We start from the raw sequence: 19,019 nt of genomic DNA, 5'->3' as shown, positions 1-19,019 counted from the left end.
CCGCCGCGTCTGTTCCGCGGCGAACAGGAGCAATGTTACAACTCGGTGTCGTTTCGGTCAACAACTACTAAAAATAGGTCTAAAAATATAATTACATACCTACTGTATAAATACCCTTATTTTTTAGCATGGCAATATTTTATGACCGCATTATCAAATACTTTTCAACGAGGTGGCATTTTATGTCTAGTTATCTGAATATTTTACCTTCGCGGCGCTCTCGTTACAAAATCGGCGGCTTCGCAGGGGTCTGCGAGGCCGCCGAAGCGTTGGTTGCAGGCGTTTATAGGCTTTCTTTGACCTCTTCCCAGATGACGATCGGGGTGAGGGAGAATCCGTTGAATGTGGTGGCTGACGCGGACGTGTACGCGCCGCAGGCCGGGACGACGAGCCGGTCGCCGACTTCGAGTTCCGGCGTGGAACGGTCGCGGAACAGGACGTCCAGAGAGTCACAGCTCGGGCCGGCGAACGTGGACAGGTACAGCGGGCCCGTTTTGGCGCTGAGCAGTTCAAAGTCCCAGTGGTCAAACAGGATGCCCGAGAAGGTGCCGTAGATGCCGTCGTCGAGGATGTACCAGTCCTGGCCGTCCCGCACCTGTTTGCCGATGACGCTGGTTATCAGGTTGGCTGTGGTGCCGCACAGGGCCCGGCCGGGTTCGGCCAGCAGTTCGGTCTCGGGGAAGAGGTCTTCCAGTTCGTCCCGGATCTGGCTGTCCATGGTCTCTTGGTCGATGTCGTAGCCGAGCTCGACGATTGGGAAGCCACCGCCGATGTCTAACGATCTGAGCGGCACCCCCATCTCCGCCGCTTCGTTGAAGATTCGGCGGCAGACGGCTAAGGAGTTGAGGTACGGGCCGGAGTCTCTCGTCTGGCTTCCGACGTGGAAACTGAGGCCGGCGACGTCAAGCCCTTTGCTTTTGGCCAGCTGGAGCAGGTCAAGCGCGTCGGCCTGTGAGGCGCCAAATTTGCTGTTGAGGTTGACGAGCGCGCCGGGGTTGGCGATTCTGACCCGAAGCCAGACCGAGGCGCCAGGAGCGTTGGCGGCTATTTTGCCAACTTCAGCCGGCGAGTCGTAGGTGAACCGGGTGACGCCGAGTTTCCACGCTTGGGCGATCCAGTTTTCCGGTTTTGTGGGGTTGGCGTAGATGAGCCGGCTGGGATCAACGCCCAACTGCAGGAGCGTTTTAATCTCGCCGATTGTGGCTACGTCAAAGCCGCTGCCTAGGTCCGCAAAGGTCTTGAGCAAGGGTTCTGCCGGGTTGGACTTCATGGCATAGTGAAGTTTCACGCGATTGAGCCAGTCGGACAGGGTCCGGTAGTTCTGCTCGGCCTGTTTGAGCGACAGGACGACGAGGGGACTGCCGTATTTCTCCGCCAGCGCCGACGCCTGGTCGGGACTGAGCTGGAACGTGCTGTTCATATCTGTTATGCGCCCTCCTTCCGCGCCCTTAAAAACGGGGCGCTTTGTGGCCGAATTGTATATGACTGTCGGGCTGGAAGCAAGCAAGAATTTCATCGTTTTTCTTTTTGTCCGCCGGCGGCCCGCGCCGGTGAAATTCCCGATGATACAATGAGCTTGAAGTCTGCTTCTCTAGGAAGCGCCGGGAGGTGGAGCTGTGGGACAGAAACCGCTTGTGACCGTGATCGAGCCGGAAGGCCCGATGGAGTGGTTCAGCGAGCTGGACGGTCTGGGGGACGTTCGGTTCTTCACGCCGAGCGGGCCGGTGAGCCGAGAGCTGACGGCCCGACTGATTGGGCCGTCCCGAGCCGTGATTATCACGTCGGCGACGGCGATCGACGCGGAGCTGATCGACAAGGCGAAGAACTTGGGGATCATCGCCAAGTGCGGCGGGCCGCCGTCAAACGTGGATATTCCCGCGGCCAAAAGACGTGGGGTGGCGGTGAGCTGCGTCCCGGGGGCGAACACGACGACTGTGGCGGAGTACGCGGCCTTTTTGCTGCTGGGGCTGTTCCGACGGGCCGACTCGCTGGCCTGCGCTCTGAAAAGCGGCGCTTAGCGCGGGCCTGATCTATTAGGCCGGGATATGAAGGGTGCTCTGATCGGCGTTGTGGGGTACGGCGCGATAGGCCGAGAGGTTTTGGCCCGACTGCTGCCGTTCGGCCCTCAGGTCCTAGTCTGGTCGCCTTCCGCTCAGGCGGCCGGGGTCATTCTGCCGGAGGGCGCTCGTTATGCCCGTTCGCTGGCAAAGTTGGTCTCAAGGTGCGACGCGGTGTCCGTCCACAGTCGGGTCACTCCTGAGACGCGAAACATGTTCAATCGGGAGGTTTTTGCGCTGTTCAAGCCCGGAGCGGTTTTCGTCAATACGGCGCGGGGTGATCTAGTAGACGAGGATGCTCTGGCTTGGGCATTGACCGACGGACCGCTCGCCGCCGCGGCCGTTGACGTTTTCCGGCAGGAGCCGCCCGACGCGGCTTCGCCGCTTTTGTCCTGTCCAAACCTGTGGGCGACGCCCCACGCGGCGGCGTGGACCCGCCAAGCGCTGGAACGAGAGTGCCGGGGCGCGGCGGCAAGCGTCGCGGCGTTTTTAACCGGGGAGCCGATTCCCGGGCTGTTGAACTCGCCCTATCAATCGTTCGCTAACAAATAAAGAAGAGCCGGTCGCCAAAAGGCGACCGGCTTCATTTATTCCCTCTCTTTGAGTTTGATCGCCTTTTCTGCGAGCCGGACCGTTTCCATGGCCGTGGCGGCGTAGTAGTCAGCGCCAATCGACCGGGCCAGCACCCGGGACAGGACGGCGCCGCCGACGATGATTTTTACCCCCGGCGCGGCGCGGCGAAGGGCGGCGACGGTGTCTTCCATGCTGGCGACGGTGGCGGTCATCAGGGCGCTGAGGCCGACGAGCGGCGCGCGGTTTTCGACGACCGTCCGGACGACCGTTTCGGCCGGGACGTTTTTGCCCAGGTCGATGACCCGAAAGCCGTAGCTTTCCAAAACGGTGCCGGCGATGTTCTTGCCGATGTCGTGAACGTCGCCCTGTACGGTGGCCAAGACGATCGGCCCTTTGTCCCGGGCGCCTGAGCCGGCTGGGAGGGCCTGACGAATTTCGTCAAACGCTGCCGACGCGGCGGACGCGGCCTTGAGCAGGCCGGGCAGGAAAATTCGCCCCGCCTCGTAGTCATCGCCGACCCGATCAAGCGCCGGGACGAGGTATTCTTCCACGACGGTCATGGCGCTGACGCCTTTACAGAGTTCGGCAGCCGCTCTTCTGGCCTCTTGGACCAGCCCGAGGCGAACCGCTCGCCCCAGCTCGTCTTCGTTGTCGTCCTGATTCGCCTCCGGAACGGGAAGGGCGTCCCGGCTTTCCGGCTCGAGCTCTTCCGGCCGGGCCGCGCAGTAGGCCAAGTAGCCGGAGGCGTCTGCGTCGCGGCCTGATAAAAGGTTCCAGACGGCGACCGTGTCCATCATGCCCAAGTCGCCGGGGTTGAGGATCGCCGCGTCCAGACCTCGATCAAGGCAGGCGGCCAGCATTGTTCGATTGACCGCTCCGCGGGCTGGCAGGCCGAACGAGACGTTGCTGATTCCCGCCATCGTTTTGGCGCCAAGGCGTTCTTTGAGCGCCGAGAGAGTATTCAGGGTTTCGCTCACCCGCTCCGGCCCGGCGGCCGCGGCCATGACCAGCGGGTCGAACAGCAGTTTTTCAGCCGCCAGCCCGGCGGCGGTCCAGCGCTCTTTGATTCGGGCGGCGACGGCGAGACGGTCTGCCGCCCGCTCCGGCACGCCCGTTTCGTCCATTGGCAGGCCGAGGATGGAGACGCCGTACTTTTTGGCGAGGCGAATTGCCGGCTCCAGACTTTCCGGCCGGGCGCTGGCCGAGTTGATCATCGGAAGCCCGACGCAGGCCCGAAGCGCCGCTTCAAGCGCCTTAGGGTTGGCCGAGTCGAGCTGAAGCGGGCAGGTCACGCCTTCTTGAAGAGTTTGGACGGCCCAGCTCAAGGCGGCGGCCTCGTCAACGCCCGGCACGCCGGCGTTGACGTCCAGCATGACCGCGCCTTCCTGCGTCTGCTTGATCGCATCCTCGAGCAGCGGCGACGGCAGGCGGGATGCGTAGGCGTCCGCTAAAACCGGTTTGCCGGTCGGGTTAATCCGCTCGCCGACGGGGACGAACATGTCAAAACGGACGACCTGAGAGGCCGAACAGGCCGCAGGCCCAAGGGGCACACTCCGTGGCGGAACGTCGCCCCGCAGGGACGACAAGCGCCTGATGTAGTCCGGCGTCGTGCCGCAGCAGCCGCCCAAGACGGCGACGCCCCAGCGGGCGAACTCGCCCATGACCGACTGAAACTCGTCGGGGCCGGCGCTGTAAACGACCGACGAGCCGGAAAACTCCGGCAGGCCCGCGTTGGGCTGGACGATCACCGGGACAGGGCACGCGCCGCATATCTGCCGAACCGTTTCGCGCAGGGCCCGCGGGCCGGCTGAGCAGTTCGTCCCGAAGGCGCTCGCGCCGAGGCCGGAAAGGACGAGCGAGCACGCCTCGGCGGACGCGCCAGAAAACGTCCGGCCCGACGGCTCAAAGCTCATGGTCGCCAGAAGCGGCAGGCCACAGTTTTCCCGGACGGCCAGAGCGGCGGCCCGGATCTCGGCCAGATCGGTGAACGTCTCCAGCAAAACGGCGTCGCAGTACGCCGCGCCGGCGTGGAGGACCTCGCAGACGCCCTGATAGATCTCGTCGAACGTGGCGTCGCCCAGCGGCTCCATCAGGCGGCCCGACGGGCCGATATCCAGCGCGACGAACCCACCGAACCGCTCCGCCTCGCGCCGGGCGATCTGACAGGCCGAGCGCACGACCGGCCCGACCGACAGGCCGGCGTGAGCGAGCCGGCTCGGGAACGCGCCGAACGTGTTGGTCGTGATGAAATCGCTGCCCGCCTCAAGAAAAGAGCGGTGAACCGCCGCGACGGTCTCCGGCGACGACAGGTTCAGCTCTTCGGGAAGGCTTCCCCGTCTCAGGCCTCGGGAGCCCAGCGCGGTGCCCATGGCGCCGTCAAAGATGATTCGATCCCGCCCCAGCGTCAGCCGTCGGGACGGGCTGGTGAACTCAACCGCCACAGGTCTCGCCTTCCTTCATAAAACTGCAGACGCCCCGCCGTCCGCAGGAACTGCAGTCCCGCCGGCGGTTCTCATGCCGATCAGAAATTCCGATGAGCGCGGTTATCGACTTGACCGGCGCCATCATGCCGCTGGCCGTCATCGTCAGGCCAATTCGGCGGGTCGCGTCCAACATCTGAATGATTCCGCGGGAAGCCGACGAAGGCACGTCGCCGTAGCCCGGGCTGAACCGCATGGTCGGGTACTCGTCCGGCGGCAGCTTGACGGTGATCTCCTCGTCCAGCCGGTCGCACTCCGCGTCAGCCCAGACCGACGCGCAGGCGTCAAGCGCCAGAGCCTGAGGGTCACTCAGACTTCCAGCCAGCGCAATTGCCCGGTCGACCGCCGGGCCAAGGGTCAAAGCCAAAACGAAACAGGAACGGCAGTGGGCAAAAATCCGCGTCAGGTCGCGTCCCGGCACGCTCAGCCATCCGTCCAGAAGGACGCCGGACTCTTCGAGGGCTATCGGGGCGCGCCGCCAGACCCATCGAACCGGCCCGAGAGACTGGAGCCTTTCAAAGACGCGTCGGACGGCATGCCGGTCGCCGTCGGTTCGCCCCGACGGCGGGACGCCCATGAACCGAAGCGCGCTTTCCGTCATCCGTTCGGTGATCACGCTCCCGCCTCCCTTCCTTCTTTTCTTTGTACGATGATACCGAAAGGCCTTCCCCCGGACAACCTAAAAAATGTCGCCGTTCTTCAAAAGAACGGCGACACACAAAACAATTTTGACTGATCAACTGCGGCTGACAGCCCGAATAACCCTTTCGCGCGAGTCTTCCAGGTGACGGCACATGAGGGACGCCGCCATCTGTTCATCCCCGGCGCAGACGGCCTGGCATATCGCCGCGTGGCTGGCCAGCCGGTCTGCCAGTATTCCTGAAGGACCCTGAACCAACGAGAGAAGCACCCGTCCGCGAACCGACGCGTTGAGCAGTACCCGAAGGATATCCTGAAGAACCGTCCCTCTGGCAGCAGACGCGATCATCATGTGAAACCGATAGTTGCCCGACGGCGAACCGTCGTCCGCCAGCGCCTGAAGTTCCCCTTTCTCCGGCTCGGTAATATGCGCCGCCGCTCGGGCTGCGCCTTCCGGCTCGATGATGGACCGCAGCCGGTACGACTCGATAACCGCGGACGGATCAATGGGTTTCAGCATGTATCCAACCCGGTGTTTGGCGACAAGAAGGTTCTCGCCGCACAGGGCCAACAAGGCTTCCCGAACTGGCGTCCGGCTCACCCGAAATCGAGCGCACAGATCGTCGATGGTGAGCGTCGCGTCAGGCTGAATGAAACCTTGCCATATGTCGTGCCTCAGCTGCTCACTGATTCGATCTTTCAAGAAAACCGATGTCATTATCCCTTTCAGACCTCCGCTTTATAGGCCTCGCCGCCGGACCCGATCAAGGATCTCTTCTCCGCTCCAATTGTACCCCATTCCCCGAAGGCTCCGTCCGGCTGCCTGAAAATCAGTTCCCGAAGCGAGGCTGGCCAACGTGATAAGCGACAGGTGAACGGCATTGGGCAGGCCAAAGCGGTTCAAAAGGTCCGCCGCCGGGACGAGCCCGAACGGCACGTCCTCAATGATATATCGGTGATTCGTTGACTTGGGAAGCTTGCTGTTCTTATACAGCGGGTTCGTTGAAATCAGCTGAAAAATCGACGACCCGCTGGCGCCTTGCTTCCTGTACCAATCTCCCAGCAGGCTGACCACCGGACGAATCGCAACGCCGCGGGATGCCAAGGCCATTCGCTCCCCGTCAAGCGCTTCGATAACGCGGCCGATCCCAGGGGTAAAGGCGCCGTAGTACGAAAGCATGTCAAGCCCGCGCTCCGCGTTAGCCCAGTTCAGCACGGTCAGCGGCACGTGAATCAGCACGTTCGGGTTCGATAAGCCGGTTTCGAGAACCGTCGGTGAAACGGTCAAAGCGGGATAAATCGCCCGCAGGCTTTTCAGAAGCTCCTCGCCGCCTTCAGCAGGGAACGCCGCGACGCCCATGCCGTCTTTGAACCCTCGGACCGACACGCCGCCGGCTGTTCGGCTGGCTGTAAAAATCATGCTGTCCGTTTCGGCCACGTGAGTCACCGCGTCGTTCCCGCCGGCCCGAAGCTGGCGGACAAAGGCCACTGCCCCCAGTAAGTTTCCCGGCATGAGGCACACCTGATGAAACTCCCGAAGGTGCGGGGCCAAAAAGTCTGCCACGTCGCTCTGAGCGTACGACGGGACGACGACAAACACCGCCGCCGGACCTTTCAGGGCCTCCGATGGGTCGACCGTAACCAGATGAAGTTGGGCTTGTCCCCCCGGCCGACCGCAGGACGGCAGGGACTCCAAGAGAATCTTCCCGCCGCGCAGGTCGTCCAACGATCCAGAATGACTCGGCGCCTGCAGCAACGTCACCCGATGCCCCTGAAGGCTCAAGTCCGCCGCGACGGCCCGCCCGCCGGCGCCAGCGCCAACGACAACGACATTAGACATTTGCCGGCTCCTTCCTCCGACTCCTCCTCAAATAGGACACGATCGTCGGACCGAAGAGGGAAACGAAAATAAGGACCAGCAGAAGAACTGACAGCGTGCTGTTGCAGAAGAACTTCCAGTCCCCACGGGAGAGCATGATCGACCGCCTCAGCTCCCCTTCGGCCATGGGGCCTAAAATCAGCCCGAGGATAAACGCCGGGGTCGAATATCCCCATCGGTTCATAAGGTATCCAACCAAACCGGCCACGACCATCACGCCGACGTCGAACAGGTTGTTTCTGATCGCAAAGGAGCCGATGACGCAGAGAACCATGATCGCGGGGGCAAGAAGGCGCGTCGAAATTTTCGTTATCCGGGCCACGTATCGGGCCGCGACGACGCCCACTAAAAACATGAGGATATTCGCCACGAAGATCCCGAACAGAAGCGTGTAGGCCACATCGGCGTTCTTGGTGAATAACTGAACGCCGGGCCGCAGCCCGTGAATCAGCAGGCCGCCCAAGAAAATGGCCGAAACGGTGTTGCCTGGGATTCCCAGCGTCAGCAGCGGCACGAGAGAGCCGCCGGTGACGCCGTTGTTCGCCGCCTCCGACGCGATAACGCCCTCAACAGAACCAGAACCGAACTTTTCAGGGTGTTTGGAAGATCTCCGGGCCTCGTTGTAACTGATGGCGCAGGCAATGCTCATGCCGGCCGCCGGAATAATACCGACGACCGTCCCGATAATCCCCGACTTTACCATGAGCCAGAAGTGATCTCGGATATCCCGCATTTTGGGCCACGAGTCGTCGGAGAACGACGCAATGTCCTTGATGATAGTCACGTTCTTCTGCTCGACAAGGCTGAAAACCTGGCAGGCCGAAAAAAGACCAATCACCACAGGCACAACCGGCAGCCCCTCAAACAGCGACACGTTGTCCAACGTGTACCGATACGACCCGGAAATACCGTCAACGCCGACCGTCGCCAACAGCATTCCCATCACGCCGGCTATTGAGCCCTTGAGGACGGAACCCTTTGATATGCCGATGATGACCGACAGCCCCAAAATGGCTAAGTAGAACACTTCCACCGGGCCAAAGCGCAGGACGAGCTGAGCCAGCGGCGGCGCAATAAACAGCAGAGCCGCCGCGCTGATCAGGCCGCCGATCAGCGAAGAAAAGACAGCCATGGCCAGAGCGCGGCCGCCCTCGCCGTTGCGGGTCATCTCGTAGCCGTCAATGGCTGTGATCACAGCCGCCGGCGTGCCGGGAGTCCGAATCAGAATCGCCGAGATCGATCCGCCGTACGTGGAGCCGCAGTAAATACTGGCTAAAAAGATCAGCCCTGCCGCCGGGGACATCGAGTAGGTAAACGGGATAAACAGGGCGACGCCCATCGTCGAGGTAAAACCGGGGAGCGCTCCAACGATTATTCCGATGACGGTTCCAAGCAAGGAGAAACTTAAATTTATCGGGGTAAGCGCCCCTATAAACGCCGACCAAATAACGTCCATGCCATCTTCCCCCCTACAGCCCGCCGCCGAAGAAAATTCCCTTCGGCACGGGGACCTTCAGCAGCACTCGAAAACCCAGCCAAATAAGGGCGACCAACGTTCCAGACACGACGAGCGCCACGCCCCGCCGCGAGTACCCCAGCGCACAAATCAGCCCAAAGCAGAACAGAAACGACGAAGTCACGAACCCTAAAAACGGCATGAGCCCGCAGTACGCAACGGTCGCCGTCACTGCCAGCGCAAGTTTCTTGAAGTCTTTGTCGTCATCCGAGCGCGCTGTCTCCCGGCGGTATGACAGAAGTGCCACGATAAAGCTCACCGCCGCCAAAACGATCATCAAAATAGCCAAAGCCCGCGGATAAATCAGAGCGTCTGGGGTGATGTCCTTCGTGTCCGTCAGGAAATAGGCGCCTAAACCAAACAACAAGATCGTCGGAAGGTACAGGTCAAAAAATTTTCTCACTTTCATCAGTCCCCTAAAGAGTTTTATCGTCAGGCAGGCAAAGGCCCGCCTGACGATAAATCGTTTTTCATCTTCTGTTTTCTCTGCCCGGCGCTACCACGGGTTAGTCTCCCACTCTTTCTGCAGGTCTTGATTCATGTCGTTCAGGAACTTGGTGTACTCCTCCGAGCCCATGAACCGCAGCGGCATCTGGAGCTCCTTCGCCTTAGCCTGAAACTCCGGATCCTCTACCGCTTTTTTCAACGAATTCTCTATCGCCTGAAGAGCTTCCTTCGGCAGACCCTTAGGGGCCGCCACGCCGCGCAGGCTCGCCTGAATGAAGTCGTATCCCTGCTCCTTATACGTCGGCACGTCGGGGACCGTCGCTTCGCGTTCCGGAGAGCCGACGCCCACAAGCCGCAGGTTGCCATCATCAATGTAGGTGTAGCATTCTGACAGGTTCATGCACACCGCTTCCACGTGCCCGCCCATCAGAGCCACCATGCCGGGAGCCGAGCCGTCAAACGGGACCTTGTTCAGCGTCACGCCCGATTGGCGTTCCACCCGCGAGAGCAGCAGGGCTTCAGACGTTCCGGGGCCTGAATAAGCGATGGATATTTTCCCCGGCTCCTTCTTTTCCGCCTCGATCAAATCGTTCAGCGTCTTGTACGGGCTGTCGGGACGAACGCCGATAACACCGGGATCCATCACGATGTTGGCAATCAAATCAAAGTTGTCCAACCGATACTTAGCCGCCGGGCGCTGGATCGGAATAATGAGGAAACCGGGCGGGTTGATGAAACCGATGGTATAGCCGTCCGGGTTTCCCCGCGCGATGGCCGTCCAGCCGATCTCCCCGGAAGCGCCGGGCTTGTTCACAATCGCATAGCTCTGTCCGAAATACTTCTCGGCAAACTTAAACACCGTCCGAGCGGCAACGTCCGTGCCGCCGCCGGGCTGAAACGCGACGATCACCTCTACAGGCTTCTCCGGATACGCGCCGTAGCAAGCCCCTCCAAGCGACAAAATGCCAGCCGCCGCCAACAACCGACACACAGCTTTCCTAATTTGCATCAACCTGTCCCTCCTTCGATAAGGCCATTAATTTAGCAGACTAACTCCTTAAAATATATTTTAAATATATGCAGGTCTCTGTCAAGGCGACGGCGACGGACATCTGGCACTTTTCGCCGTTCCGGGACGGTATCAGTCCCAAAGGGGCCGGTTTGGAGCGACGGCGGGCAACGCGGCTCGTATAATAGAGAAAAGCCGAAAGTTTGCGAGGAGGGGACGCGATGAGAGCTTTTATCAACGGAACGTTTGAGACGCTGGAAGGGCCGATCGTCGAGCGAGGGGCGCTGTTGGCCGACGACGCGGGAAAGATCGTCGACGTGGTTCGAGGCGACGAGGTGCCGTCGGACGCCGAGACGATTGACCTGGGCGGCGGGTACGTCACGCCGGGGCTGGTGGACGCTCACACTCATCTGGGGAACTTCACCTATTCGACGCCCGCCGGCATGATCGACGGCAACGAGAAGACCGACCCGGTGACGCCTCAGCTGCGGGCGCTGGACGCGTTCTACCCGGACGACGAGGCGCTTCCAGAGGCGCTGGCCGGAGGCGTGACGACGGTCCAGTGCCTGCCCGGCAGCGCGAACGTGATCGGTGGAACCGGGATTGTGCTGAAACTTCGCGGGCGAGTGGTGGATAAGATGGTCATCAAGTCGCCGTCGGCGATGAAAGCCGCTCTGGGGGAGAACCCGAAGCGCGTGTACGGCGAGGAGCGCAAGAAGGCCCCGTTGACCCGTATGGCTGTGGCGTCGCTTTTGCGGGAGACTCTGGCGAAGGCGCAGGACTACGCGAAGAAGACCGAGTCGAAGACGCCGCACGACCGGGACTTGGGCCTTGAGGCGCTTCAGCCCGTGCTGGAACGCCGTATGCCCCTGACGATTCACTGCCACAGGTCGGACGACATCTGCACGGCGATTCGGATTGCCGAGGAGTTCGGCCTGCGCTACACGCTGGAGCACTGCACCGAAGGCCACCTGATCGCCGACTACTTGGCAGAGAAGGGCGTCAAAGCGGCACTTGGGCCGAGTTTCTCCGGCAAGAGCAAGCTGGAGCTGAAGAACCGAAGCTGGGAGACGCCGGCGGCTCTCTATCGGGCGGGCGTTCAGTTCTGCCTGATCACCGACCACCCGTTCATGTTGCTGTCCGAGTACCCTCTGGCGGCCGTGATCGCCTGCAAGGCCGGCCTGCCGCGGATTGAAGCGCTGAAAGGCATCACGCTTTACGGCGCGCGGCACTTGGAGCTTGACGGCCGAATCGGCTCGCTCAAAAAGGGCAAGGACGCGGACTTGGCCGTCTGGAGCGGCGACCCGATGGATTTGAGAAACGTCTGCTTGATGACCGTGATCGATGGACAGGTGGTCTATCGCCGGGACGAGCGTTAACAAACAAAGAAGAGGCCGGACGGCTTGAGCCGTCCGGCCTCTTCTTTTGCAGTTACATTCGGAAGGTAATCAGCCCCGCGGCCGCGTCCATGGCGCACTCGGCGCCCAGCGGAAGCGCGCCGGTGACCTCTCCGTGGCCGACTCGCAGGCCCCGAAGGACCGGGACTCCCAACGAGCCGAAAAACTCGTCCAACAGGTTTTCTGTGGTCCAGCCGCTCTCCGGGTCGTTGGGACAGTTCGTGAAGTCTCCCAGCAGGACGCCGGCGAGATCCGAGAGCTTGCCCGACAGCTTCAGGTGTCCCAACATGCGGGCGATTCGGGACGTGCTCTCGTCCACGTCTTCCAGAAAAAGGATTTTCCCCGCCGTTTCGATTTCGTACGGCGTGCCGAGCAGCGACGTCAAAACCCTCAGGTTGCCGCCGGTCAGCTGTCCGAGCGCCCGTCCGGGGGCGACGGCGCTCAGCGGACAGCCGTCCGGGTTGGCGAAGGTCAGCTCGCCGCCGGGCGCGGCGAAGACGGCGCGGCGAAGGCTTTCCAAGCTGTAGCCGTCCGAAGAGCCCAGCAGATTGGACCGCACCATGGCGCCGTGGAAGGTCACGAGGCCGCTTCGCTGGTTGAGCAGCCAATGAAGCGGCGTGATGTCGCTGTACCCGACGAAGGGCTTGGGGTTCGCCCGAGGAAGGTCCCAGTCGATCAGGTCGAGGAGCTTGTAGCTGGTGTTGCCGCCCCGGAGGCACCATACGGCCTTGACGTCCCGGTCGCCGAAAGCCCGGTTGAACTCATCGGCCCGGCTTTTCGGGTCGCCCGCCTCGTAGCCGTACAGGTTTTGGGTCACCAAGCCGCTCATCTGAACCCGAAAGCCCATGGCTTGGACGACCTGCCGGCACTCGGCCGCTTCGGCCTCTGTGACGGGCGACGACGGCGCGATCAGCGCCACAAAATCCCCCGGCCGCGGCGGCTCGGGAAACGTCAGTTTCGTCATGAGGCGAACACGAGCCGGCAGACCGCCAGAGCGGCCAGCATGCCGCACAGGTCGGCGATCAGGCCGGCCGGCAGGGCGTGGCGGCTCTTTTTGATGCCGACGGCGCCGAAGTACACCGCCAGCACGTAGAACGTCGTGTCAGTGGAACCGGCCATGACGGAGACGAGCCGGCCGATGAACGAGTCCGGGCCGTGCACTTTGAACAGCTCGTTCATGATTCCGTCGGCGCCGCCGCCCGACAGCGGGCGCATGAGCGCCATCGGCAGGGCTTCGGCCGGCATGCCGATCAGATTCGTCAGGGGCGAGACGAGTTTGGCAAAGTACCCCATGGCGCCGGAGGCACGAAACACGCCGATGGCGACGAGCATGGCTGTCAAAAACGGGATAATCCGCACAGCCGTGTTGAAGCCCTCTTTGGCGCCTTCGGTGAAAACCTCGTAGACCCGCACTTTTTTGCAGACGCCGTAGGCGATGACGACCAAGAGAATGAACGGGATAGCGTACAGGGAGATGAGGTTGACCCCGCGGACGAACACGGCTATTCCCTCCCCTCGCTGATCCGAAGCGCCGGGCAGGTGGAGCGGTATTTTCGCGTCCGGGCGAGCAGTTTGGCCGCGATGATTCCGGCGGCAGTCGAAACGGCGGTCGCCACGATGGTCGGGCCGATGATTTCAGTTGCGTTGGCTGAGCCGGCGGCGACCCGGTACGCGATGGTCGTGGCCGGAATAAGCGTCACGCTGGACGTGTTGATGGCCAAAAACATGCACATGGCGTCTGTCGCCGTGTCGTCGGTACCGTTCAACGTCTGCAGGTCCTGCATGGCCTTGATGCCGAACGGTGTCGCGGCGTTGCCCAGCCCGAAGACGTTGGCCGCGAGGTTCATCAGAATTGACCCCATGGCCGGGTGATCCGGCGGCACGTCGGGGAACAGGCGGACCAGCAAGGGGCGAAGACACCGGGCGGCCTTTCGGATCAGGCCGGAGACTTCGGCGACCTTCATCACGCCGAGCCAGAGGGTCATGACCCCGATGAGGCCCAGCGAAAGTTCGACCGCCGTGTTGGCGCTGTTGATGGCCGCGTCGGTCACGGCCTGAACGTTCCCTGTCAGCATGGCCGTGACGATGCCGATGATAAACATGCCGGCCCATATCCAGTTAATCACTTCGCGCTCCCCTTTCCTGTGGAGCTGAGCGCCCGCGCCGCGTCACAGCCTCGGCCGCGCGCTCCCCTCCGACCATCACTCGACCAGACCGAAGCGCTCCATCAGCGCCTTCTGAGCCTTATCTGCTTCCGCGTCCGGGACGAGAACCGAGATTTTAATTTCCGACGTGGTCACGCTGAGGACCGTGACGCCGGCCTCAGCCAGAGCGGAGAAGAACTGGCCGGCCACGCCGCTTGCCGACTGCATGCCGACGCCGACGGCCGAGACCTTTGCCACTCGGTCGTCAATCGTCATCCCGCCGGCGGCAGGGAAGCGCTTGAGGGTGGCGCAGATGGCCTCCACGTCGCTCGACGCGGCGGAAAAGCCGAGCGCCGCCGTCCCGTTCTCTTCGGACGTGGACACGATCATATCCAGATTGATTCGCTGTTCGGCCAGGGCGGTGAAAAGCCCGGCGCCGAACGCCGTTTCAGCCGGCACGCCGGTCAGGCTGACGCGCACTTGGCCTCGGGCCAGCGCGACGCCGGTCACTACCGGCTGTTCCAGCCATTCGGGAAGTCCTTTCACGATGTACGTTCCCCTCTCTTCGCTAAACGTCGCCCCGCAGTACAGCGGCACGTCGTATTTTTCGGCGATCTCAACCGCCCGGGAGTGAAGCACCTTCGCCCCCAGCGACGCCAGTTCGAGCATTTCTTCCCACGTGACATATTCCAGCCGTTTGGCCCCGGCAACGGCGTGCGGATCGCCGGCGAAAACGCCAGCCACGTCGCTGTAAATCTCGCAGGGACAGCCGAGCGACGCGGCGATAGCCACGGCCGACGTGTCGCTGCCGCCCCGGCCCAGCGTGGTCAGGTCGCCCGACGCCGTAATTCCCTGAAAGCCAGTGACGACGACAACGCCGCGCTCGTCCAGCTCACGGCGGAGCCGGGACGAGTCAAGGTCCCGCACTCGGGCGGAACTGTGAGTCTCCGTCGTCATCATGCCGATCTAGAAGGCATTCAGCGAAACCGCCGGAATCCCAAGGTCGTTTAACGCCATGGAAAGCAGGGACGCCGACACCTGCTCGCCGGTGGCCAGCAGCATGTCCATCTCCCGGCCGACTGGATGAGCCGACACGGAATTAGCCAGGTCAATCAGGCCGTTGGTCGTTTTGCCCATCGCCGAGACAACGACGGCAATTTTTTTGGCCGTCCTTCCGACACGACGCGACCCGGGCCGCTACCTTCCGTATCAGTTCGGGCGTGGCGACCGACGAGCCGCCGTACTTGTGCACCGCGATCGACGCGGAAGGGAACGGACGAAACGGCGCGCTCATAGCTGCCTCAGCGCCTCGACCAGCGCTGTCTTCGATTCGGTTTTGCCGTCAACTTTTTTGATGACTCGGGCCGGACAGCCGGCGACGACGACGCCTTCCGGCACGTCCGACGTGACGATCGCCCCGGCGGCCACGACGGCGCCGCGCCCGACGGATACGCCCTCGAGGACGACCGCGTTGGCGCCGATCAGCACGTTGTCGCCCACAGTTACCGGTTTGGCCGAGGCGGGCTCCACCACGCCGGCCAGTACAGCGCCGGCGCCGACGTGGCAGTTCGCCCCCACGACGGCCCGGCCGCCTAGGACGGCGTTCATGTCGATCATCGTTCCCGGCCCGACGGACGCGCCGATGTTGATGACCGCGCCCATCATGATCACCGCGCCGCGGCCGATCTCGACCATGTCGCGGATCACCGCGCCCGGCTCAATTCGAGCCTCGTATTGGCTTAGGTCGGCCAACGGGACGGCCGAGTTCCTAGCGGCCACCTCAAAATCGGCCGATTCAATTCGGTCTTCGTTCGCGCCAAGAACGCGGCGAAGCTCGGCCAAGTCGCCGGAGACCGTGCCGAACTCGGAAGACCCGACGAACTTCAGGTCCCCCCAGTCGATCCCCTTCAACCTGCCGGAGACGAACGCCCGAACGGGCGTCCGCTTTTTGGACGTCTGAATGAGACGAATCACGTCTTCGGTGTTCATGAGTTCCGCTCCCGCTCCGTCTGAAGCACGTCGATAAAGCTGTAAAGCCCCGGCCGAGCGGACGCGGCGAACCGGCCGGCCCGGACAGCCCCGGCGGCAAAGACGCTTCGGGCAATGGCCCGATGGCTCAGGGTGAGGACTTCCTGCTCGCTAGCCAAGACGCAGATGTGATCTCCCGGGACGCCGCCCACCCGAAGCGAGTGGGTGACCGCGTCGCGGCCAAGAGCTTTCTTCAGCGCCAGCGCTGTGCCGCTGGGCGCGTCCTTTTTGGCCTTGTGGTGCGCCTCGACGATCTCGCAGTCCCAGTCGGACAGCAGCGGCCCGTAGTCGGCCAAGATCATTGACAGGACGGCGATGCCCAAGGAGAAGTTGGCGCTCTGCACCACCGCGGCGGTCTTTGCCAGCTCGGCGGCCTGACGGCGCTGGGCGTCGCTCAGGCCGGTCGTCCCCAAAACGAGGGCGCAGCCGAACCGGCGGCACGCGGCCAGCGTGAGTTCCAGCGCCTCGGGACGGGAGAAGTCAAAGATGACCTTAGGCGTCCCGGTCTCGTTCTGCCCGGTGATTGACGCCTCGAAGACGCAAGCCTCCGGGCCGAGAATTTTCCTGATCTCGCCGCCCATCCGCCCGGTTGAGCCGACGAGGCCGTAAGAAAAACCGGTCACGACAGCAGATCCTGTTCAGCCAAATCGGCGTCCAACAGCATTTCCGACGCCTTCGCGGCCGGCACCAGCGGCAGGCGCAGCTCGTTTTTGCACAGCCCCAGCCGGGCCAAGGTGTAGGTGACCGGAATGGGGTTGCTTTCCACGAACAGGTCCTTCATCAGGGGTAGCAGCTTGAGGTGCATGTCCCGAGCCTCTTCCAGCCGGCCGGCCAACGCGGCGCGGATCATGTCGCTCGTCTCGCGGGGCATGAGGTTGGACAGAACCGAAATGACCCCGTCGCCGCCCGAGCAGACCAGATGAAACGCCTGATCGTCGTTGCCCGAGAAGACTTTGAAATCGGGGCGGACGACCCGAAGCCGGCGGATCAGGTCGTCACAGGCGAACTGGTTCCCGCTGGCCTCTTTGACGCCGACGATGTTCTCTATCGTCGCCAAGCGGAGCACCGTGGCTGGGCTCATGTTGCACCCGGTCCGGCCCGGCACGTTGTAAAGGATTATTTTTCCCCGGGCGGCCCGGGCCACCGCGGCGAAGTGCTCGAACAGGCCGTCCTGCGTCGGCTTGTTGTAAAACGGCGTGACGACCAAGATCCCGTCGGCGCCAAGTTCCAGCGCCGATTGGGACAGTTCAATCGTCGAGGCGGTGCAGTTTGTCCCAGTGCCGATGATGACCGGCACGCGCCCGCTGACCCGCGACAGGGCGAACCGAACCGCCTCGTCCCGCTCCGGCCGGGACAGAGTCGCCGCCTGGCCGGTCGTTCCCAGAACGATCAACGCTTCCACGCCGCCTTCGATCTGCCGCTCGATGAGTTTTTCCCAGCACGGGTAATCGATCGCTCCGTCTTTAAACGGCGTCACGAGCGCCGTTCCAGTTCCTCGAAACATTTTTCGTCCTCCTTCCGGATTTTCCTCAGCTATTTGGCCGCGCCGTTCAACTCGGCGTGCCGCCTTAAAATCCGCACCGCGTTGGTCGCTGCGCCGACGCGAATGTTGTTGGCTACGTTCCAGAACGAGAAGGCCCCGGCGCCGCAGCTCCGAAGGCGCCCGACGAACGTGGCGTCGCTCTCCGGCGCGTGGGTCAGAGGCGTGAGAAGGCCGTCTTCCCAGACCACGTTCGGCGACTGGCGCATGGCCTCCCGAACCTCTTCCAGATTCTCAAACGGCCGGGCCGTGCGGCAGAAGACAGACTCGCTGTGCCCGTACATCACCGGCACGCGAACGGTCGTCGGCCAGCACTCTATCGACCCGTCGCCGAAAATCTTTCGCGGCTCGACGATCATCTTGACCTCTTCCTCGCAGAAGCCGTCCTTCCCTTCGCCGCCGATCTGCGGAATGACGTTCCGCCAAATCTGAGCCGGGAACTTCTTGTGCTCCGTCGCCCCCTTCTCTTGGGCGAGGAGCTCCTCAATGCCCCGATGGCCCGCGCCGCTGACCGCCTGATAGGTACTCACGACGATTTCTTTAATGCCCCAGCGGCGGTAAACTTCCGACAGCGACAGCACCAGCTGAATCGTCGAGCAGTTCGGGTTAGCCACAATGCCCCGGTAGCCCTGGAGCAGACCGCCGTTCACCTTCGGCACGACGAGCGGTACGGCCGGGTCGCCCCGCCACGCCGAACTGTTGTCAATCACCGTCGCTTTGGCCGCGGCCGCCCGGGGCGCGAACCGCTTGGACAGCTCGCCGCCAGCCGCCAACAGGACGTAGTCGAAGACGCCGTCAAACGGCCACACCTCGTCCAAAAGCTCAACGGTCAGCTCTCCGCCGCGCCACGGCAGCTTCTTTCCGGCGCTGCGCGCGGAAGCGAAAGCCCGCACCTCCCCGCGAACGTCCTGAAGCTCCAGCTGACGGAGCATCTCCCGTCCGACTTCACCAGTTGCACCGACGACGGCAATTCTCATTCCGCATATCCCCTTTTGGCCGCAAAACAGCGAACCTCATATTGTCCTCTATTGTACCAGTCCTGCGCCGCACGGCCAGAGCAGTCGAGTTTCGATCAGTCCGCCTGCGGATTCCGCCCGGCCTCAAGAGGCCGTTGCTTATTTTTCGGAATATTGCGCCACAATGATGGCTTCAATAAAACGCCGTAAAATTAACGAGTTTTCCTTTTTCCGTCCATTTCCGCCGGCCTGAAAAATCCCGCCGCCGGTCGAAAGAAAAAACTCCTTGCCCCGGCCCTCTTTCCACCTTTTGATGTTTTTTGTATAATGGACACAAAATACGAATTTTCTGAC

General features: G+C 62.4%; 17 protein-coding genes and 2 pseudogenes. 3 read left to right on the top strand and 16 right to left on the bottom strand.

Going from position 1 to position 19,019, the window contains the following annotated elements:
• Positions 1 to 283 precede the first annotated feature (283 nt).
• Entirely contained in the window at positions 284 to 1,420 is a 1,137-nt protein-coding gene (locus tag HMPREF1249_RS00860) for a type III PLP-dependent enzyme (RefSeq protein WP_008522336.1), read from the bottom strand.
• 196 nt (positions 1,421 to 1,616) lie between these two features.
• Here HMPREF1249_RS00860 and HMPREF1249_RS08060 point away from each other — a divergent pair, with 196 nt between their 5' ends.
• Both HMPREF1249_RS08060 and HMPREF1249_RS08055 read left to right on the top strand, forming a co-directional pair.
• On the top strand, positions 1,617 to 2,018 hold the full coding sequence (locus HMPREF1249_RS08060; RefSeq protein WP_021775648.1) for a D-isomer specific 2-hydroxyacid dehydrogenase, catalytic domain protein: 402 nt from the start codon (positions 1,617 to 1,619) through the stop codon (positions 2,016 to 2,018).
• Positions 2,019 to 2,039: 21 nt separating this feature from the next.
• Positions 2,040 to 2,609 (top strand): annotated as a pseudogene (locus HMPREF1249_RS08055) (NAD(P)-dependent oxidoreductase); the annotation flags it as partial.
• Between the two features lie 35 nt (positions 2,610 to 2,644).
• Here the strand turns inward: HMPREF1249_RS08055 and HMPREF1249_RS00850 are convergent.
• The 7 genes from HMPREF1249_RS00850 to HMPREF1249_RS00820 all read right to left on the bottom strand — a co-directional run bounded on the left by HMPREF1249_RS00850 (position 2,645) and on the right by HMPREF1249_RS00820 (position 10,600).
• Complete coding sequence (locus tag HMPREF1249_RS00850; protein WP_008520046.1) at positions 2,645 to 5,071, bottom strand: homocysteine S-methyltransferase family protein; 2,427 nt, start codon at positions 5,069 to 5,071, stop codon at positions 2,645 to 2,647.
• A complete protein-coding gene (locus HMPREF1249_RS00845; RefSeq protein WP_008522333.1) occupies positions 5,061 to 5,726 on the bottom strand; it encodes a vitamin B12 dependent-methionine synthase activation domain-containing protein in 666 nt (221 codons plus the stop codon). Before HMPREF1249_RS00845 ends, HMPREF1249_RS00850 begins: the two co-directional genes overlap by 11 nt.
• A 120-nt stretch (positions 5,727 to 5,846) precedes the next feature.
• Positions 5,847 to 6,467 (bottom strand): GntR family transcriptional regulator, encoded by a 621-nt coding sequence (locus HMPREF1249_RS00840; protein WP_008520042.1) that lies wholly within the window; start codon positions 6,465 to 6,467, stop codon positions 5,847 to 5,849.
• A 21-nt stretch (positions 6,468 to 6,488) separates the two neighbouring features.
• On the bottom strand, positions 6,489 to 7,589 hold the full coding sequence (locus HMPREF1249_RS00835; protein ID WP_008520041.1) for an NAD/NADP octopine/nopaline dehydrogenase family protein: 1,101 nt from the start codon (positions 7,587 to 7,589) through the stop codon (positions 6,489 to 6,491).
• Positions 7,582 to 9,084, bottom strand: coding sequence for a tripartite tricarboxylate transporter permease (locus HMPREF1249_RS00830; RefSeq protein WP_008522332.1), 1,503 nt, complete (start codon positions 9,082 to 9,084; stop codon positions 7,582 to 7,584). Before HMPREF1249_RS00830 ends, HMPREF1249_RS00835 begins: the two co-directional genes overlap by 8 nt.
• A 13-nt stretch (positions 9,085 to 9,097) precedes the next feature.
• Positions 9,098 to 9,553, bottom strand: coding sequence for a tripartite tricarboxylate transporter TctB family protein (locus HMPREF1249_RS00825; RefSeq protein ID WP_008520037.1), 456 nt, complete (start codon positions 9,551 to 9,553; stop codon positions 9,098 to 9,100).
• Between the two features lie 87 nt (positions 9,554 to 9,640).
• Positions 9,641 to 10,600, bottom strand: a complete 960-nt coding sequence (locus HMPREF1249_RS00820) for a tripartite tricarboxylate transporter substrate binding protein (RefSeq protein ID WP_008522330.1) — start codon at positions 10,598 to 10,600, stop codon at positions 9,641 to 9,643.
• 221 nt (positions 10,601 to 10,821) lie between these two features.
• Between HMPREF1249_RS00820 and HMPREF1249_RS00815 the strand changes: the two genes are divergently transcribed.
• Positions 10,822 to 11,979, top strand: coding sequence for an amidohydrolase (locus HMPREF1249_RS00815; RefSeq protein WP_008520034.1), 1,158 nt, complete (start codon positions 10,822 to 10,824; stop codon positions 11,977 to 11,979).
• A gap of 52 nt (positions 11,980 to 12,031) precedes the next feature.
• On the opposite strand, the gene HMPREF1249_RS00810 is transcribed toward HMPREF1249_RS00815, so the two are convergent.
• From HMPREF1249_RS00810 to HMPREF1249_RS00775, 8 genes and pseudogenes are all read right to left on the bottom strand, one after another.
• Positions 12,032 to 12,961 (bottom strand): S66 peptidase family protein, encoded by a 930-nt coding sequence (locus HMPREF1249_RS00810; protein WP_008520032.1) that lies wholly within the window; start codon positions 12,959 to 12,961, stop codon positions 12,032 to 12,034.
• Positions 12,958 to 13,497, bottom strand: coding sequence for a spore maturation protein (locus HMPREF1249_RS00805; RefSeq protein ID WP_008522329.1), 540 nt, complete (start codon positions 13,495 to 13,497; stop codon positions 12,958 to 12,960). The genes HMPREF1249_RS00810 and HMPREF1249_RS00805 overlap by 4 nt, the downstream gene beginning before the upstream one ends.
• A gap of 2 nt (positions 13,498 to 13,499) precedes the next feature.
• The gene (locus HMPREF1249_RS00800) at positions 13,500 to 14,123 is read right to left on the bottom strand and encodes a nucleoside recognition domain-containing protein (RefSeq protein ID WP_008522328.1); all 624 of its coding nucleotides are present in this window, start codon (positions 14,121 to 14,123) and stop codon (positions 13,500 to 13,502) included.
• A 75-nt stretch (positions 14,124 to 14,198) separates the two neighbouring features.
• Positions 14,199 to 15,278: pseudogene (locus HMPREF1249_RS00795) on the bottom strand (aspartate kinase).
• A gap of 153 nt (positions 15,279 to 15,431) precedes the next feature.
• Positions 15,432 to 16,130: a 2,3,4,5-tetrahydropyridine-2,6-dicarboxylate N-acetyltransferase gene (gene dapD / locus HMPREF1249_RS00790; protein ID WP_008520023.1), complete on the bottom strand. Its 699-nt coding sequence runs from the start codon at positions 16,128 to 16,130 to the stop codon at positions 15,432 to 15,434.
• The gene (locus tag HMPREF1249_RS00785; RefSeq protein ID WP_008522326.1) at positions 16,127 to 16,792 is read right to left on the bottom strand and encodes a 4-hydroxy-tetrahydrodipicolinate reductase; all 666 of its coding nucleotides are present in this window, start codon (positions 16,790 to 16,792) and stop codon (positions 16,127 to 16,129) included. Before HMPREF1249_RS00785 ends, dapD begins: the two co-directional genes overlap by 4 nt.
• Positions 16,789 to 17,673 carry a 4-hydroxy-tetrahydrodipicolinate synthase gene (dapA, locus tag HMPREF1249_RS00780; RefSeq protein ID WP_008520020.1) on the bottom strand — a complete coding sequence of 295 codons (885 nt, stop codon included), beginning with the start codon at positions 17,671 to 17,673 and terminating at the stop codon, positions 16,789 to 16,791. The genes HMPREF1249_RS00785 and dapA overlap by 4 nt, the downstream gene beginning before the upstream one ends.
• Before the next feature lie 29 nt (positions 17,674 to 17,702).
• The gene (locus tag HMPREF1249_RS00775) at positions 17,703 to 18,686 is read right to left on the bottom strand and encodes an aspartate-semialdehyde dehydrogenase (protein ID WP_021775646.1); all 984 of its coding nucleotides are present in this window, start codon (positions 18,684 to 18,686) and stop codon (positions 17,703 to 17,705) included.
• Positions 18,687 to 19,019: the final 333 nt, after the last annotated feature.

The sequence above is a fragment of the Jonquetella sp. BV3C21 genome, assembly GCF_000468895.1.
In the GTDB taxonomy this organism is placed as follows: domain Bacteria; phylum Synergistota; class Synergistia; order Synergistales; family Dethiosulfovibrionaceae; genus Jonquetella; species Jonquetella anthropi.
The sequence above is the reverse complement of the archived record's forward strand: the minus strand, read 5'-3'. Positions and strand labels throughout refer to the sequence as shown.

Excerpts from the sequence above, each read along its gene's own strand:
- HMPREF1249_RS00820 (WP_008522330.1), bottom strand. The coding sequence starts at position 10,600 with ATGCAAATTAGGAAAGCTGTGTGTCGGTTGTTGGCGGCGGCTGGCATT.
- dapA (WP_008520020.1), bottom strand. The coding sequence starts at position 17,673 with ATGTTTCGAGGAACTGGAACGGCGCTCGTGACGCCGTTTAAAGACGGA.
- HMPREF1249_RS00840 (WP_008520042.1), bottom strand. The coding sequence starts at position 6,467 with ATGACATCGGTTTTCTTGAAAGATCGAATCAGTGAGCAGCTGAGGCAC.
- HMPREF1249_RS00815 (WP_008520034.1), top strand. The coding sequence starts at position 10,822 with ATGAGAGCTTTTATCAACGGAACGTTTGAGACGCTGGAAGGGCCGATC.
- dapD (WP_008520023.1), bottom strand. The coding sequence starts at position 16,130 with ATGAACACCGAAGACGTGATTCGTCTCATTCAGACGTCCAAAAAGCGG.
- HMPREF1249_RS00830 (WP_008522332.1), bottom strand. The coding sequence starts at position 9,084 with ATGGACGTTATTTGGTCGGCGTTTATAGGGGCGCTTACCCCGATAAAT.
- HMPREF1249_RS00775 (WP_021775646.1), bottom strand. The coding sequence starts at position 18,686 with ATGAGAATTGCCGTCGTCGGTGCAACTGGTGAAGTCGGACGGGAGATG.
- HMPREF1249_RS00810 (WP_008520032.1), bottom strand. The coding sequence starts at position 12,961 with ATGACGAAACTGACGTTTCCCGAGCCGCCGCGGCCGGGGGATTTTGTG.
- HMPREF1249_RS00835 (WP_008520041.1), bottom strand. The coding sequence starts at position 7,589 with ATGTCTAATGTCGTTGTCGTTGGCGCTGGCGCCGGCGGGCGGGCCGTC.
- HMPREF1249_RS00825 (WP_008520037.1), bottom strand. The coding sequence starts at position 9,553 with ATGAAAGTGAGAAAATTTTTTGACCTGTACCTTCCGACGATCTTGTTG.
- HMPREF1249_RS00860 (WP_008522336.1), bottom strand. The coding sequence starts at position 1,420 with ATGAACAGCACGTTCCAGCTCAGTCCCGACCAGGCGTCGGCGCTGGCG.